The sequence below is a fragment of the Pseudoalteromonas sp. NJ631 genome (assembly GCF_000276645.1).
GTDB classification, from domain to species: Bacteria; Pseudomonadota; Gammaproteobacteria; order Enterobacterales; family Alteromonadaceae; genus Pseudoalteromonas; species Pseudoalteromonas piscicida.
The window spans coordinates 92,194-108,194 of sequence record NZ_AKXJ01000001.1 but is presented as its reverse complement, the minus strand read 5'-3'; the positions used below and the strand labels follow the sequence as shown (position 1 = coordinate 108,194).

At 43.7% G+C, this 16,001-nt stretch carries 16 protein-coding genes; 9 read left to right on the top strand and 7 right to left on the bottom strand.

The window, feature by feature from the left end:
* Nucleotides 1-32: 32 nt before the first annotated feature.
* The 3 genes from A587_RS0100515 (at nucleotide 33) to A587_RS0100505 (ending at nucleotide 2,143) form a co-directional block, all read left to right on the top strand.
* Complete coding sequence (locus A587_RS0100515; RefSeq protein WP_017216008.1) at nucleotides 33-614, top strand: nucleoside deaminase; 582 nt, start codon at nucleotides 33-35, stop codon at nucleotides 612-614.
* 100 nt (nucleotides 615-714) lie between these two features.
* Nucleotides 715-1,464 (top strand): substrate-binding periplasmic protein, encoded by a 750-nt coding sequence (locus tag A587_RS0100510; RefSeq protein WP_026000841.1) that lies wholly within the window; start codon nucleotides 715-717, stop codon nucleotides 1,462-1,464.
* Nucleotides 1,465-1,549: 85 nt separating this feature from the next.
* The gene (locus A587_RS0100505; RefSeq protein WP_017216006.1) at nucleotides 1,550-2,143 is read left to right on the top strand and encodes a DUF998 domain-containing protein; all 594 of its coding nucleotides are present in this window, start codon (nucleotides 1,550-1,552) and stop codon (nucleotides 2,141-2,143) included.
* Here the strand turns inward: A587_RS0100505 and A587_RS0100500 are convergent.
* The 5 genes from A587_RS0100500 to A587_RS0100480 all read right to left on the bottom strand — a co-directional run bounded on the left by A587_RS0100500 (nucleotide 2,133) and on the right by A587_RS0100480 (nucleotide 6,443).
* On the bottom strand, nucleotides 2,133-2,780 hold the full coding sequence (locus tag A587_RS0100500; protein WP_017216005.1) for a tRNA (adenine(22)-N(1))-methyltransferase TrmK: 648 nt from the start codon (nucleotides 2,778-2,780) through the stop codon (nucleotides 2,133-2,135). The genes A587_RS0100505 and A587_RS0100500 overlap by 11 nt on opposite strands.
* A 17-nt stretch (nucleotides 2,781-2,797) precedes the next feature.
* The gene (locus A587_RS0100495) at nucleotides 2,798-3,829 is read right to left on the bottom strand and encodes a DUF2955 domain-containing protein (protein ID WP_017216004.1); all 1,032 of its coding nucleotides are present in this window, start codon (nucleotides 3,827-3,829) and stop codon (nucleotides 2,798-2,800) included.
* Between the two features lies 1 nt (nucleotide 3,830).
* Entirely contained in the window at nucleotides 3,831-4,895 is a 1,065-nt protein-coding gene (locus tag A587_RS0100490; protein ID WP_017216003.1) for an HlyD family secretion protein, read from the bottom strand.
* Nucleotides 4,888-5,373 carry a MarR family transcriptional regulator gene (locus tag A587_RS0100485; RefSeq protein WP_010377559.1) on the bottom strand — a complete coding sequence of 162 codons (486 nt, stop codon included), beginning with the start codon at nucleotides 5,371-5,373 and terminating at the stop codon, nucleotides 4,888-4,890. Before A587_RS0100485 ends, A587_RS0100490 begins: the two co-directional genes overlap by 8 nt.
* A gap of 92 nt (nucleotides 5,374-5,465) precedes the next feature.
* Complete coding sequence (locus A587_RS0100480) at nucleotides 5,466-6,443, bottom strand: TDT family transporter (protein WP_171039505.1); 978 nt, start codon at nucleotides 6,441-6,443, stop codon at nucleotides 5,466-5,468.
* Nucleotides 6,444-6,546: 103 nt separating this feature from the next.
* On the opposite strand from A587_RS0100480, the gene A587_RS0100475 reads away from it, so the two are divergent.
* From A587_RS0100475 to A587_RS0100455, 5 genes are all read left to right on the top strand, one after another.
* Nucleotides 6,547-7,416 (top strand): LysR family transcriptional regulator, encoded by an 870-nt coding sequence (locus A587_RS0100475; protein WP_010377563.1) that lies wholly within the window; start codon nucleotides 6,547-6,549, stop codon nucleotides 7,414-7,416.
* 110 nt (nucleotides 7,417-7,526) lie between these two features.
* The gene (locus A587_RS0100470) at nucleotides 7,527-8,390 is read left to right on the top strand and encodes a DUF417 family protein (protein ID WP_017216001.1); all 864 of its coding nucleotides are present in this window, start codon (nucleotides 7,527-7,529) and stop codon (nucleotides 8,388-8,390) included.
* Between the two features lie 302 nt (nucleotides 8,391-8,692).
* Nucleotides 8,693-10,798 (top strand): 5-histidylcysteine sulfoxide synthase, encoded by a 2,106-nt coding sequence (gene ovoA, locus A587_RS0100465; protein WP_017216000.1) that lies wholly within the window; start codon nucleotides 8,693-8,695, stop codon nucleotides 10,796-10,798.
* Between the two features lie 52 nt (nucleotides 10,799-10,850).
* A complete protein-coding gene (locus A587_RS0100460; protein WP_017215999.1) occupies nucleotides 10,851-11,957 on the top strand; it encodes an aminotransferase class I/II-fold pyridoxal phosphate-dependent enzyme in 1,107 nt (368 codons plus the stop codon).
* A gap of 74 nt (nucleotides 11,958-12,031) precedes the next feature.
* On the top strand, nucleotides 12,032-12,595 hold the full coding sequence (locus A587_RS0100455; RefSeq protein ID WP_010377570.1) for a YSC84-related protein: 564 nt from the start codon (nucleotides 12,032-12,034) through the stop codon (nucleotides 12,593-12,595).
* A 54-nt stretch (nucleotides 12,596-12,649) separates the two neighbouring features.
* Here A587_RS0100455 and A587_RS0100450 read toward each other — a convergent pair whose 3' ends face one another.
* Nucleotides 12,650-13,855 (bottom strand): Bcr/CflA family multidrug efflux MFS transporter, encoded by a 1,206-nt coding sequence (locus A587_RS0100450; protein WP_010377573.1) that lies wholly within the window; start codon nucleotides 13,853-13,855, stop codon nucleotides 12,650-12,652.
* Between the two features lie 231 nt (nucleotides 13,856-14,086).
* Between A587_RS0100450 and A587_RS0100445 the strand changes: the two genes are divergently transcribed.
* Complete coding sequence (locus A587_RS0100445) at nucleotides 14,087-14,884, top strand: M48 family metallopeptidase (RefSeq protein ID WP_010377574.1); 798 nt, start codon at nucleotides 14,087-14,089, stop codon at nucleotides 14,882-14,884.
* Nucleotides 14,885-15,407: 523 nt separating this feature from the next.
* Here A587_RS0100445 and A587_RS0100435 read toward each other — a convergent pair.
* Nucleotides 15,408-15,935, bottom strand: a complete 528-nt coding sequence (locus A587_RS0100435) for a YgjP-like metallopeptidase domain-containing protein (RefSeq protein WP_026000840.1) — start codon at nucleotides 15,933-15,935, stop codon at nucleotides 15,408-15,410.
* Nucleotides 15,936-16,001: the final 66 nt, after the last annotated feature.

Genomic DNA, 16,001 nt, shown 5'->3' with positions numbered 1-16,001 from the left:
TCGGTTCATATAATACAACAAGGAATTAAAAAATGACTGTATTACTCAACGCAGAAACCCAAGTAAATAGCGAAGCGCTCAATGCCATTGCACATATGCCAACCAAGAGTCTTGGCGTATTACTCGATAGCGACTTTACGCGTAAGCTTTGCGATAAAGACTTTATGCGCATTGCTGTTTTGCTGGCACAAAAGAGTTATGAAGAGGGCGGTTGCCCAATTGGCGCGGTTATTGTTGATAACGAAACCAATCAAATTGTAGGTAAAGGACATAATACGTTAGTACAAGAGAGCCACCCATATAACCATGGTGAAACCTCGGCAATTCGAGATGCGGGACGGATTGATTTTAGTAAAACCACTTTGTATACCAGCCTAAGTCCTTGTGATGTATGCGCAACGTTACTCTATATGCGTGGCTTTCAGCGAGTCGTGGTGGGGGATATCACTAATGCGTCAGGCAATGAGCCGTTACTTGAAAGCAAGGGCGTACAGGTTGATATTTTAGAAGATGAGCAAGGTATCGTACTGTATCAACAATTTCGTGCTGAAAAGCCAGAACAAGATTTAGAAGATTGGCAAGGTCTGGCAGCGGTAAGCGCAGGTCATAAGTAAATGACTTTACCCATAGCGAGGCAAAGCCATTGCTGCGGATTGAATTGCAATGCAAATACGGGCACACTGACCGAATGATTGTTTAATTTATTGAGATAAAATGATCCGGAAAATTTTATTCCTTATGGCGCTACTTGCATCAACCAAAATAATTGCTTCGCCACAAGAAACGGTGCACTTTGTAGCGGAAGATTTGCCTCCCTATCATTTTATTAATGGCCAAGGAGAAGTGGATGGTGGCCTAGTTGAGCTTGCTCAAGCGGTAGCAGATAAAGCAAATGTTACTGCAAAAATTGAAATAATGCCGATGGCACGTGTGTTACACGAATTAGAAACTAAATCTAATGTGGTGCTGTTATCTTGGCTAAAAACACCAACTCGAGAAGTCTATTTCCGCTTTTTGGGGACTATGTGCCATACGTCCGCATCGCTTATTGGCCTGAAACAATCTCAAACGCCAATAAACGATCTTGACGCTGCAAAGCGGTATCGCACCGGAACCATACGCGGTTATTATAGTGAAACCTTTCTCAAACAAGCTGGCTTTTCTGAAGGTTATGAGCTGGTATTAGTGTCAAACTACCAAAGTCTTTGGAATTTATTGTTTAAGGGCCGGATTGATTTTGTACTAACCAACACACTAACACTTGAGAAAGAACTAAATGCCCTTAAACTGGACCCAAAAGCAATTGAGCATAAGTTACTTCTTGAGAATTTCCCAAGTGAGTTGGCTCTGGCGGTGAATGCAGAGTTTCCCAATGAACTTGCGAACCGCTTGCAGCACGCACTAGCGGAATTAAGTCAAAGAGGTCAACAACAAGCTATTTTGGAGCGCTGGAAAATACACTAAATTGAATGCAGCTACTTGGTTTCGTATGTTCCTAAATTAGTATAAAGTGTGTAGACATAAATTTAGCGCATTAAGGATAGGCGCGATGTTGCAAGAGTTGGTGAGTTATTTTGGCATACTAGCAAGTATATGGATGCTGGTAGGGGTATATGGCGTTGCCAAGCGTTACCCAAATTATAGTCACAAAAATCAATTTTGTAGTGAGTTAGGTGCCAGTGGTAGCCCAACAGAGCGATTGTCTCCTGCAGTTAATAATTACCCCTTAGCCCTGCTATTTTGTTGTTTCGGTTTTTATATCATCTTGGTACCTGAAGGGAGCTGGGCGTTAGGGGTTATTGGTGGTTTGATTGTTTGTCATGGTCTAGCAACCGCTGTTGCAGGTTTCTTTCCTATGGATCCCGACCCATACACAACCTCTCCCAGTCGGGCGTGTCATATTCATTCTTTCGCGGGCATGGTAATGCTATTAAGCTTGCTCATCGCCCCTTTATTGGTTTGGTTTGTAAGTCCTTTAAACTCGCTATTTGCTTGGTTTTCTACTGCTTGTGTCCTTGTTTGTGTGGGTTTTAGCTATCAGCTTGCAAAAGCGTATAAACAGAAGCGAAATAGTGGGCTCTATCAGCGATTAAGTTATGGCACTCAGCTAGTTTGGCTGAGTGCGCTGTGTTTTATAGTGTAAGATGTTGATAAGCCGATAAAATGGCTTGCGCTTCGGGTTTGCCTTTGGAGACTCGCGCATAATGATCCAGCGTTTTCTCCAAATAGCGTTTGGAAAGCGCGCCTTGCTGCCAAATTGCTTCGCCCAATGGGGTTATGGCAGTGCCTGTCTTACCCGAAGTGAGATAGAGCACTTCGTAAATACGTCGATTTTCTTCAACCAGTGACTCATGGACCACCTTAAGTGGCAGAGATTGTAAGGTTTGCCTCAGGGAATAATGATGATGAACTGGGCAAAGCAAGAAATCGACCTCGTCACGCAAATCATTGCAAAGGCTTGTCATTAGTGTCGCGGTTAAGTCACCGCCAACACCTGCGATGATCACTAACTGCCTGCCTGAGTATTGCGTAAGAGGGAGCTTCGCAACGTCTAGGGTGTAAAGGCTATAGCTCGTTTCAGCTTCTGGAAAGAAGCATGTGAGATCCTGCTTCACTTTTGCAATGAGCGCCGGGACGACATCAACAAAATGTATGTGCGCTTGGCTCGAATGTAAAAATTGTGCGCCAAGCTGGCCATGATCGCAGCAGCAGTCCCAAATATGTTGATAGTCTTCAGTAACAACATCATGCAAAGTCTGTAAGCGTTTTCCAAGCTTCAAGTGGGTTCCTCTTTTATTCAGGCATAGGAATGGTGGCGCGTTGCACTAAAGTGATTAAGTAGGCGATGAATAAGGTAAATCGCACAGAGACTTACCGTAATAGCAACGCTCACTGAACTGAAGCGATACAGTGCGCTATAAATTAAATCTTGATTTGGCGCGAGAGACTGACCAAACAAGATCCCAAAAGTGGTAATAATACCAAAGCCTATTCCAGGAGCACCACCACTTAGCAAGTGGTAGCGACTAAAAATGAAGACCAAGATCCATAAAATCAAAATTGGAAAAAGTAAAATTTGGCTATAGGTTTGCAGTAGGATTTGCGCTGCTAACGCCAAGTTACAACCTATCAGCGTGCCAACTGCGCGTTGCCAGCCCGCAGTGCCTGCCGCCTTCCAACTCAGTGGAAAGAGGATTAATATTGATGCCGCTTGGGCGGAAACGGAATCTTGTAAATCTAGTATTTGGAATACCATAAATGAGAGTGTGGCTACGGTGGCGCACAGTAAGACTTCATGGCGAATACTGGCAGCATCTTTCGCTGGCCGGGGTGGTAATTGACGCACAGCAACGTCCGGAAATAACCAATGCATTACATAAGCGGTTGCGATACTAATGATAATAGCCAGAGAGTTACTGGCTATGAGTGAATATAAACCACCGCTGGTTGAAGCATAACTGGCAAAATGGAGTTGGATTGATAGCCCCACCACACTCATTGCACCAAATAAGAAGTTAACGCCTTTGCTCATTTGCAAAAACAAAAAGGCAAATAAGGCAAAGGTGAGTAGGGACATTAACGCAGGGTGGAAGCCAAATAGCCCTTGCAGTACTAATACTGAAAAGGCACAGACTAACCCACTTAAGATAAACTGGCGCACTATGTGTGCGTTTAACATTGGTACTAAGCCAAGTAGCAGCATGGGATATACGGTAAAAAAGATACCGTACGGCCAGTTGAGCAGTTTGCTTAGTGCAAAGCCTAACGTACTCCCAGTTGCAATACGTAGCATCTGTCTGAGGTCATTGGCGTTTAGTGCAACTTTCATATCAATAAACGTAGTGAAGTAGACTGACGAATTTAATTTGCGCTTGTGCAAGGGTTGCAAGCAAAGTGCTTTCAGGCAGCACTTGAACCGTCGCTCTGGCACCACTTGCCAGTAAAGGTAATGGCTCATCAAATGCTAAATGAACACGTTGACGCTGCGCATCTCGCACCCAGCGATTGGAGGTCTCAACGGCAGCCAATTGGCCGTCGGCATTGAGTTGTCCATCACTGACGCCGGCAGAAAATTCATGGATCACGGCGGGATAGACTTTGCCCGGTAACGCATCAAAGCTCACTAGCGCTTGTTCACCAAGTTTGACGTGGTAAAGCGATTTTTCTCTGAAATCTGCAGCTAAGTCAACATTGTCCGAAACCAAACTGGTTAGACTCACACCCGTTCGAGCATAGGTCCCCGTGGTGATCTGTAAGTTACTAATGATGCCATCATGGGGCGCGCGGACTTCGGTGTAGCTGAGCTGTAATTTAGCCTGCTCTACGGCATTTTGTGCTTGCATTAGTGCAATATTATGTTCGTCGGTTGCACCACGCTTTACTTCAAGCGCATGTAGATTAGCTCTGAGTGCACTAAGCTGTGACTTAGCCGTCGCAAAGTTTGCTTGAATTTGATCTGATTCCTGCGTTGAAATTGCGTGTTGTGACAGCAAAGATTGGCTGCGTTTATACAGTCGATGTTGCTCATCATACTTGGCTACAGCAGCCTCTATTTGTGCTTGCTGGGCAACTATCTGTGCGTCTAATTGTTTGTTTTGTTGATTAACTTCTGCTAAAGCAAGCTCAGCCTTAGCTAATGCTAAACGATACGGCGCTTCATCAATAGTAAGTAGTAGTTGACCTTGCTGAACTCTTTGATTATTGCTGACATTCACTGCAAGCACTTCACCACTGACTTTAGGCGTCACTTTGGTTACTTGATGATATACACGTGCCTGAGGCGTCATTGGTATATAGAGATCAGCAAAGATAAAATAGCTAAAGCAGAGTGCAAAAAGGGCGATTGAAACCTTTACGTAGCGGGAAAATTGCTGATCTGGACTAAGTTTACTCACTGGTACTCCCATTTTCAGAAATATTGTCACAACATTGCTGAGCATTGTTCTCAAGTTTGACCAAAGCATGTGCAATAGCATTGAGCTCGTCATCGCTAAGCTCATGATATAAAAGTGCCTTCACTTCACTGATCCGCATCTTTAGCTGCGCTAACTGGGCTTGCCCGTGTTCGGTGAAGTAGATTTTACGACAGCGTTTGTCTTGCTTATCAATGCGGCGCTCAATCACATTATTCTCTTCTAACTGTTTCATCGTGCGAGTCAGGCTCGGCATTTCGATATCTAAACTGCACGCCAATTGGTGTTGTGTGCAGCCTTCACCCAAATGATGAATATGCATCATGGCTGTCCAGCGTGGCTGGGTAAAACCGAGTGGCTCTACAGCTTGGGTTACGGCTTGACGGCAAATTCTATGGACTCGGCCTAACTTGCCACAGAGACTGAGATCGAGCGTTTCATGAAATGGAAGTGACGACATAACTTAGATACATTTACTTAGCATGCTAAGTATTCTAAGTTAGTTAGCATGCTAAGTAAATGCTGCATGTTTAGGTTATTGCAATATTAGTTTTAACTCTCTGAATTGGCGGTGCTTATTTTTAGTAAAAATCGCACATAGTGAATACAAACGTGGCTAATTACAGCGATCGCAACAACAAGTTCAAACCAAACTAGGTACTGCAACACACTTAACCAGCCTGAGCTTAAGTGTTCGCTGCCGGGCCAAGTGACGACTTTACTAATGGCGGTGACGCCGATGACTAATGGAAAGGTATATGCTGCAAAAGCGGGACTAAATGGCAGTCGCAGCAGTTGAATAAAAGCAAGGTATATCGCTAGGGTCATAATAATAGCAATACTCAGCAGGGCAAACACCACGCCAGCCGCTGGCATTGGGTGGACACTTAAATATCCTGCCAAACATAGACTCGCAGGCGCTGCCATGACTGCAATTGTAGGTTGGGTTTGCTGTGGTATGGCACTGCCTCTACACAAACGGTAAATCATGAACGGTAGCAGCAGTAAGTAAAATATCACTCCCAAGTACCAAAGCCCCATAGCCAAAGGTTGCAACGCTGACATGCCGTTAAAGGTAACATCGGCAACGACAAACCCAACAGGGGGAATAAACCAACTTGGCACTAGCTGGTTAAGCTCAAAATTGCGGCTGCGAAAATACACGAAGCTGGTTAGCAACCCTAGGTGAAGCACAATGGCGAGTAGCCAAACCACAGTTGCAATAAGGTGAGAATAGGCCGCGATGCTATGAGAAATCACCATGATTGTCATGGCACTGGTTGGTAATACACTCCCAACCACTGGATGCGCCAGATCTGCTCTTAATTGAGCAGGTTGATGAACAAACTTAAGCACTAACAGCAATAAAATAAAGCCAGCCAGAAGTGCACTTAAAGGTTTTAACACAAAAAATGCGGGAAAGAGGTTACTGATACACCAGCCTAAACTAGCCAGCCCAAGAGCAAGACCAGACATAGGGGTGGGGATATTGGCTGTTAGTTTTTTACCATAAGAAAGAAGAGTAGCCATGCGTAATTTCACAACAATTGTTCGGTGAAGGGATAATACGCTTGCGCTTTGATTAAGAATATCTGAATATATTTAAATTAGTGTTCAATAATTCTTAACGCCAATGATAACCCTTAAGCAACTCAATGTATTTACGGTAATCGTGCAAGAGCGTTCGATCACGGCCGCTGCGGATAAGCTATGTTTAACTAAGGCAGCTGTTAGCATGGCACTAGCGGAGTTAGAGCGTCATCTCGAACAACCATTATTTGATCGTGTAAATAATCGATTAATGATAAATCCTGCCGGAGAGTTATTACTACCGCATGCGCATCAAGTGCTTGATAGATGTCGCTTCTTAGAGTCCTTATTTAAAGGAAGCGAGAGGCTATATGGCGAAATTAAAATTGGTGCCAGCGATACCTTAGGCAATCATTTGCTGCCTCCCATGTTAGCGGCTTTTCAGCAGCAAACAGGGCATACGCAGCAGCAGTTGTTTATAACCAATACGGCGAAGGTGTGCGCCATGCTTCGTGATTACGAATTAGACATTGGTTTTGTTGAAGGTCGAGTGATAGGCGAAGATTTAGACATCATGCCTTGGTTTGAAGATGAAATGTGTATCGTAAGTGCAATGGACTTTGCGGTAACTGACTTTCAAATGCTGATACAAAGTCAATCTCGTTGGCTGTTGCGGGAACAAGGCTCCGGCAGTCGAGAATTTTTCTTAGCGAATATTGCAGCGCAGCTTACGTCGTGGCGAACCGCGTTTGAGTTAAATTCTACCGAGGCGATTATAAATGGTGTTGCGGCAGGGCTCGGTTTAGCGTGTATCTCAAAATACTCCGCTGAACATGCCATAGCACAGCAACGAATTAAGGCGCTTTCAGGTTTAAAAGCCACACCGAGGCAGTTTTGGCTGGTGACGCGTAAAGATAAATTTCAAAGCCCAATATTAACGCGACTCATTGACTTTGCGACGCACTGGCGTTGAACTTGCATGCCGACTCAACATAGCTTGCAATGGGCATAAACTTCACAATCGCTGAATGAACTTTCTAAAACCTCGGGTCTTATAGACAATAGCATATTAAGAGGTTAGATATGTCGTTCAGAACTATCGATTATTCTATTTCAGGCGTGTTAGCAGTGAGCTTATTACTGCTTGGCATTTCATTTTTGTTTGGCGCTGGGCCAAGTACCATTTCAGGCACCTTTAGCTTTTACGGGTTAACAGAGTGGGTGCCTGTTGCCACGCTTGGTATTATATTTGGCTTTGCGTTAATGGTCGCTGCTGGTTTAGTCATTTTACAGCAATGTAAGATTATTCCTGCGGCGTGGCCACTTGCCTTAATTGCCATCATTAGTTTATTTACGTTGTTGACGTTGTTTGCCGAAAACCGCTGGATAGCAGCCCATGGCGGCTTTCCCGTTATTGGTTCTGGGCAAGGGATCATCAAGTATTTTGCGTTAGTGCCCATCGCACTATTTCTCTACTGCCGTCATTATATCAACACGCGAACGCTCATGTGGGCGAACTATTTCCCGGTGGCATTGGTTTTAGTCTGGATCGGTGGAATGAAATTTCTTGAACTCGAAGCAAAGGCAATCGTGCCGCTAGTAGAGACTTCACCGTTTATGTCTTGGATGTATGAGTTGTTTACCGTGCAAGAAGCCTCAAACGTGATAGGCACCTATGACATTTTGATAGCAGGCTTGCTCGGCATTGGCATTTGGTTCAAACAGCGAGTCTTGATTGGTGTTGCAAGCCTTGGATGTCTTGCGGTATTTGTTATGACACAAAGCTTTTTGTTTACCGCAGCCGGTGCGTTTAGCGACATGAGCTTGCTTGGTGGTTTGGGACAATTCGTGATTAAAGACTTGTGGTTTATCGCCAATATCATGGTGATGGTATTTTTGACATTGGAGTCCAGCTCGGCTGAGTCTATAGAGCCAGCGGTCGCGTAAATTTCATTGTGATGCAGCCCTGCTGCCAAAAGAGCGTGACCTGAGTGGCGCTCTTTTTATTATTATCATATATGCCAGATGTGCCAAGTGAAGTTTTTTCTGAAAATAGTCCTGTCGGCAGTGAAAATTAAATGTGAATAAGTTAAGGTCATAAAAAGTTGATATCAGTGGTCTAAGCTAGATTATCAAACGTATACAGCAAGATGCCATTGGTATTAAGTGGCAAAGTGAGCAAAGTTTAAAAGCTGCATGCATTGAAATGGTGTATGTATCGAAGTAGCAAGTTTAAAGAAGATAATTGTATGGAAAGACCAAATACATTAAAGCCAATCTGGCTTTCAGGTGGCGATGTAGAGAAAAAGCGCGCTGAGATCAAAGCATACTTCAACAATAGCTGGCAGCAGTACGAATCATTATTTAGCAATATCAACAATGACGACGCCTATTTTGTGAAGGCTGAGCGGTTACGGCATCCTCTCATTTTCTATTTCGGTCATACCGCTTGTTTTTACGTTAATAAGTTGATGTTAGGTAAATACATCACTCAACGTGTTAATCCACACATTGAATCTACCTGTGCAGTTGGCGTAGACGAAATGTCTTGGGACGACCTTGATAGCAATAATTACGATTGGCCAACAGTGCCAGAAGTGCGTGCTTATCGCCAACAGGTGAATGCGCTTATTAACGGGTTAATTGATGAGATGGATATTACTCTACCAATCACTCAAGAGAGCCTTACGTGGGTTGTCCTAATGGGTATTGAACATGAGCGTATTCACCTAGAAACCTCCTCTGTAATAATGCGGATGCTGCCGCTGGCTGACCTGACTTTACAACCCGGTTGGGAAGCGTGTGATGAGTACGATGATGCACCTGACAACAACCTAATCTCAGTAAGCGGTTGTGATGTTCGGCTTGGTAAACCTGAATCAAATCAAACCTACGGTTGGGATAACGAATATGGTGTACAAGACGTCAATGTGGCGCCATTCAAGGCCAGTAAATATGTGGTCTCAAACCAAGAGTTTTTAACCTTTGTCGAAGCTGGTGGCTACCAGCAGCCTAAGTTTTGGACGGCTGAAGGTCAAGCTTGGCTGGCTTCAACTAAATCAACCATGCCGCGCTTTTGGGTAAAAAAAGACACAGGTTTTTGGCAACGAAACTTAGCTGAGGAAATCCCATTACCTCTCAATTGGCCAGTCGAGGTTAATTACCTTGAAGCGAAGGCTTTTTGTAATTGGAAGTCTGATCAAAGTGAGCATTTCGTGCGCTTACCAACAGAAGCTGAGTGGCAAGTACTGCGCGATAAGCTCGATGTTGACTTGCCGACATGGAGTGAAGCGCCGGGAAACATCAACCTTGAGGTATGTGCTTCAAGCTGTCCGGTTAACCGTTTTGAAACTGAAGGTTTATTCGATATCATCGGCAATGTTTGGCAATGGACGGAAAGTCCGATCGACGCATATAGCGGCTTTAAAGTGCACCCTTTATACGATGATTTCTCGACCCCCACTTTTGACGGTAAACACAATCTGATCAAAGGTGGCTCTTGGATTTCTACAGGCAACGAAGCCGTGCGAGATTCACGTTATGCCTTTAGACGCCACTTCTTCCAACATGCCGGATTCAGATACATCGAAAGTGAGAGCCCACAAGTGCCAGTACAAAAGGTCAACCTGTGTGAAATGGATGCGGACGTTGCTAATGCGCTACATAGCCACTACGGCAAGCCTGTTATGCATTTTGGCAATCCATTGCAAAGTGTTGTTTCACAGTTAATGGTGCATTATCAAGGTAATACAAACAAAGCGCTGGACTTGGGTTGCTCGGTCGGTCGTGCAAGTTTTGAATTAGCCAAACACTTTACTCAAGTAGATGGCATTGATTTTACTGCGCGCAATATTCAACATGCTTTGGCACTAAAAGAAGGCACGCCGGTACGCTTTGCTACCGAGATAGAAGGTGAAATTGTGGACTTCCACGAAGTATCTACTTCGCAATTAGGTTTTAATGAACTCAGTGAGCGTATTCATTTCTGCCAAGGGGATGGTCATAACCTTAAACCACAATTCGCAGAGTATGACTTAATCTTGTGTCACCGTGTTGTAGAATACTTATATTCACCAAAAACCTTTTTAAACCAAATTAAATCGCGCTTGAATGCAGGCGGGATCCTTGCCATAAGCTCAGCCTATCAGTGGGACAAAGCGCTAACCCAAGCACAAAACTGGTTAGGCGGTTATAAGGTCAGTGGTGAGAATGTCACGGGCCGTGATGGTTTAGAAATTTTACTGGGACGAGATTTTGAACTGTTGGCTGAAGATGAAGTAATGTCCGCCATAAGCAAAAACGCACGTAAAGTTGAACTAGAGCGATGCCAACTTACGCTATGGCGTCTTAAATAGCCGTTGATACACATGCCAGCCAAAGTGCTGGCATGATTTTTTAGGTTAAAGAATGGAATTAGTATTACCCGATCACATTAAGTTTAGTCAAAGCTTGGCTGCTCCCATCGATATCAACTTGAGTGATTCCTGTGCTCAAGGCATCACGCTTAGTGAACTTATTGAGCTTGGTGGCGGCAAAATGCCAGACATTGAACTGGGATATAATCCGATTGCGGGCAGTGAAGGGCTAAAAGCGGCGATTAAAGCTTATCATCTGTCGACGACTACATGTGTAGATCTTAATCAAATCGTGACGTTTAGCGGCGCTCAAGAAGCTATTTTCACCACGATGGCGCAAATACTAGACCAACAAGATGAGGTGGTGGTCTGTACGCCTAGTTATCCATCGCTTGCAAAACTCCCCAAACAGTTTGGCGCTATCGTCAACACGGTGCCATTGCGAGAAGAGGACAACTGGCAGTTTGATATAGAAAGACTCAAAAACGCAGTGACGACAAAAACCAAACTCATTATCGTCAACGCTCCTCATAATCCAACGGGCGCAGGCTTGACTGACAATGAAGTTGGACAAATACAGCAGCTAGCAGAGCAGTGTGGTGCTTACATTTTAAGTGACGAAGTATCAGCACAGAGCCATGGCGATGACCGTGCCGTAAGTGGGCGTTTTTTAGCTTATCCGCGGTCGATTACGCTAGGCGTATTATCCAAAAGTATGGGCTTACCTGGCATCCGAGTAGGGTGGGCAATTTGCGGTTCGAAAGCACTAGCAGATGCGCTGCTGGCCGGTAAAAGCTACTTAAGCATTTGTGGTAGTAAAGTGGATGATTTATTGGCAACAACCGCATTACTGCATAGTGAAACTATTTTAGCGCATAATGCGAACATCATTGCAAATAACGTCCAATTGATGCGTGAATTTGTCAGTTTATACTCGCAAAAAGTCGCTTGGGTTGAGCCGCATGGCGGGGTGTTGTCTTTGCTGAAGATTAATTCAGTAAGGGATTCTGAAAAGTGGTCACGTCAATTTGCAGAGACCTCGAACACGCTATTGTTACCCGCAACGTTATTTCTATTGGAGAGCGAGTGCCACTTTCGTTTAGGAACGGGTAAGCGTAACTTTGCCGCTGGTTTGGCAAGGCTCGAAACATACCTCTAAATTAATCCAGCATTCAAACTAAGCGTCTATGATAGGTAGTGTTATTTTCAATTAATGCAGGAAAGGAAAAACCTATGGTAAACGTTAAACATTTAATGGCTGGCTTTTTGGCCGTCATGCTTAGTGCATGTGCTTCAATGGGCGATGGTGACAAGGTTGAAAAGCAACGTGCCATCCTAGATATGAAAAACGATGTACTTACTCAGCTTTACAGCAAAAAGCCGGATACGCGTTCGCAAATTGCGGCAGCGCCTGGTTATGCTGTTTTTTCTAATGCCAATATTAATCTGCTATTTGTTGCAGCTGGAACAGGTTACGGTGTTGTACACGATAAGGCGGTAGGAAGTAACACTTATATGAATATGGCTGAAGGTGGTGTAGGCCTTGGTCTAGGTGTAAAGGATTATCGTATTGTGATGGTATTCCATACTCCTGAAGCAATGAATAAGTTTGTTACTTCAGGCTGGACGTTTGGCGGAAATGCAGATGCTGCAGCGAAAGCGGCTAAAAAAGGCGCATCGGTAGAAGGGGAAGCCTATTATGGCGATGTTACAGTGTACACCTTTACAGAGAGTGGTTTAGCACTGCAAGCTACAGTAAAAGGCACTAAGTTCTGGAAAGATAAAGAACTAAATTAACCTGACCGAATAACGATTTTATAAAAAGCCCCGCAAGTCGGGGCTTTTTGTGTATTACTCTTTGATTTCTGTGGCGTTGACACTTTTCTCAAAACGCCTATTTAGCAATTGGCAGACGATAGTTAGCACAATGGCAGCGAACATAAAGCTTGAGAATGGCAAAGGTGACTCAGGAACCGCGAGTGCAAGTAAAGGGCCGACCAAAGCGCCACTACCAAATCGTAGCGTGCCTATCACCGCGGTAGCGGTACCGGTTTGATGTTCAAAACTCAGTAATATCAGTGCATCAGCGTTGCTGGCAATGATCCCCAAACTCATCATCAAAGGTGCAATGGCAGAAGCTAGCACCCAAACCGAGACTGATTGGCTACTGAGTATGACTAAGATGGTAGAGCAGACGACACCAATCGCGAGACCGATATTGAGCATTCTCCTAGAACCAAGCCTTGGTACTAAACGCGTGTTGGCAAAGTTACCGAGCATCAATGCAATCACATTCATGGCGAATAACACTCCAAACAGCTGCTCCGACACGCCATAATACTCAAGATAAATAAATGAAACTGAGGTTAAAAAACAAAAGAATGCGAATGATGCCAGCATCGAAGAAAGAATATCGTAGCGGGCCTTCTTTTGTGTTAACACAATACGATAGCTTTTTAAGAAAAACGATAAGCTAAGCGGTACATCCGCTTTGGTCGGAATTGCAATACAGAAAAACTGTAATGCGATGATAACGAGTACAGCATAAACCGCTAAAAACCAAAAAATGGCGTGCCAATCAAAGTACAACAAGATCAACGCACCAAGAGAGGGAGCAATTAGTGGCGCTATCATCATGATCATCGAGACATAAGACATTCCTTTAGCTGTGTGCTCTTTGTAGTAATAGCGGATCACACCAGGTACAACGACCGTTGCTGCGGCACCACAAAATGCTTGAACGACCCGCAAGAAGCAAAACATATCGATGTCATTCGTTAGCGCAAGCCCAATTGACGATGCGGTAAACCCGACCAAGCCCCAAATAGCTAACGTCTGTCTTGAGAATCTATCTGCAAGGGGGCCAAACACCATCATGCCGACAGCATAGCCTGCTAAATAGCTACTAAGAGAAACCTGTACTTGCTCAAGCGGGCTATTCAAGCTGTTTGCAATCGCAAGCATTGCGGGGAGATAGAGGTCAATGGCCAAAGGCGTTATTGCGACAATACTAGCCAATAATGGCAATAGTATTGCGGGGAGTGTTGATGACTTCATATGTTGGTATTGTAACCTTATTAATGTTAAGCAGAATATATACACCAATCAGCGACGCTTTATATGGAGATGGAGCTCGGTGCACTAGAGGAGAGCAACGAAAAGACGGCGTTCTGATCAGCAGAAGTTCATGAAAAATTTTTTATATTGTACTAAGTTAGTCTCGTTAAGTGACGAAATTGCGGTAAACTTAGAGAAACTTAAGTTATAAAATAAGAAAAGGAACAAGTTATGAAAAAACTGGTTCTCGCGATAGCCGTGGCAGCAACCCTTGCAGGCTGCAAAACATCGCCTACCGGACGCACTCAGTTAGCACTCTATTCCGAGCAACAAATGGACCAAATGGGTGTTGCAAGCTTTGAGCAAATGAAGCAAGAGCAAAAAGTCGATACTGATGCTAAAACCAATCGCTACGTTAAGTGTATTGCAAATGCCTTAATAGCACAACTCCCAGCAAACTACGCAAACCAGCAATGGGAAGTTGTGGTATTTGAAGATGATTCTGCCAATGCATTTGCGCTACCCGGCGGTAAAATTGGGGTTCATACGGGGATCCTCAAAGTTGCAGAAAACCAAGATCAACTTGCGGCGGTTATGGGTCACGAAGTAGGGCACGTTATTGCTGAACACGCTAATGAGCGCGTATCGCAAAATAGTGTGTTGCAGTTTGGCCTGCAAGCAGGTGCGGCGGTGCTTGAAATGAATAATATCGAATATCGCAATGCCATTATGCAGGGATTAGGTCTCGGCGCACAGTACGGCGTTGCGTTGCCATTTAGCCGCTCTCATGAAAGCGAGGCGGATGTTATCGGCTTAGATCTAATGGCAAAGGCTGGCTTTAATCCTGAAGGCTCTGTAGCGCTTTGGCAAAATATGGCGAAAATGAGCGAACAGCGTCCACCAGAATTTATGTCGACGCACCCTGCGCCTGAAAATCGAATTAAGCAATTACAAGCCAACATGACAACTGCCCAAGCAACCGCTAACAAAGCGCGTACGGGTGGTTTCGCACCAAGCTGTAAACGCTAATTTCTCAAAACACCAATTACACTTAAGTTAAGTGTAATTGGTGTTGCCTTCCGTTTCACACATCAGCATAAATAGCTCTAGCTCTAGCTCTAGCTCTAGCTCAAGTTGATGATAGTGGGGCTCCATATGCTTGGAGCAATGCAGCTAAACAAGATGACAGCTAAAACGATAGCCTGAGTGTTAAATTACTAGAACAGCGCCTCGAAGAGGTGTCAGGATAGCGTGATATTCTCATCAAGGCTGCATTGCTAAACAGTCGTACTAGAGTGAGATTCAGTAATAGCTATCCAGTACTCCGCTATTTAACTTTTTAACTTTTCGATGAGTCAAGTTTGGTAGCGCATTCTTTATGAAGGATGAGAGTTTTAAAGTGAGCCATCACGTTTATAAATTGAGCTAAATTGGGGCGTAAATTCGGCTCAGGTAATAAGCGTTATGTAGTTATAACCCTCAGTTTGCGACAATCAAACTTATCTAGTTCTTGGTAATCACACTCATTCAAATAAATATCAAAATTTGATTTTTATTTGTAAATTTGACCTTTTAATTCTAGTTGAGTTAGGTATACACGCATTTCAAACTCTAGTTGATGGTAGTTAGGGAGCATATGCTGGCACAATTGATAAAATGCCTTATCGTGTTGCTTTATTCTGATGTGGGCTAACTCATGAACAACAATCATTTCTAAAAACACCTCAGGTGCTGTTTTGAAAATATCACTAATTCGTATTTCATTTTTACTCTTTAACTTATTTCCCTGTACTCTTGAAATAAATGTATGCAAGCCCAGAGCGTTATTTACAGCATGGATTTTTTTATCGTAAATAACTTTACTTAATGGAGAGGACTTCCGTAAGTGAGTGTTCTTTAAATTTATGACGTATTCACGAAGCAATTTATCGTTTTTAATATCATGCACTTTGGGGTGCTTCTTAAGTAAAAATTGACCTAGTATATCTTGCTCAATCATCGTTCTGACTTGATCTTGCACTTCAAGTGAGTACGACGATAGATACTTTAACGGAGCTAATTTTACTTTTGAAGATGGCATTCTTTGTGTTTTTAAGCTTAGAAAGATGAATAAAGAAAATTGTACCTTACTTATTTTTATTCTGAT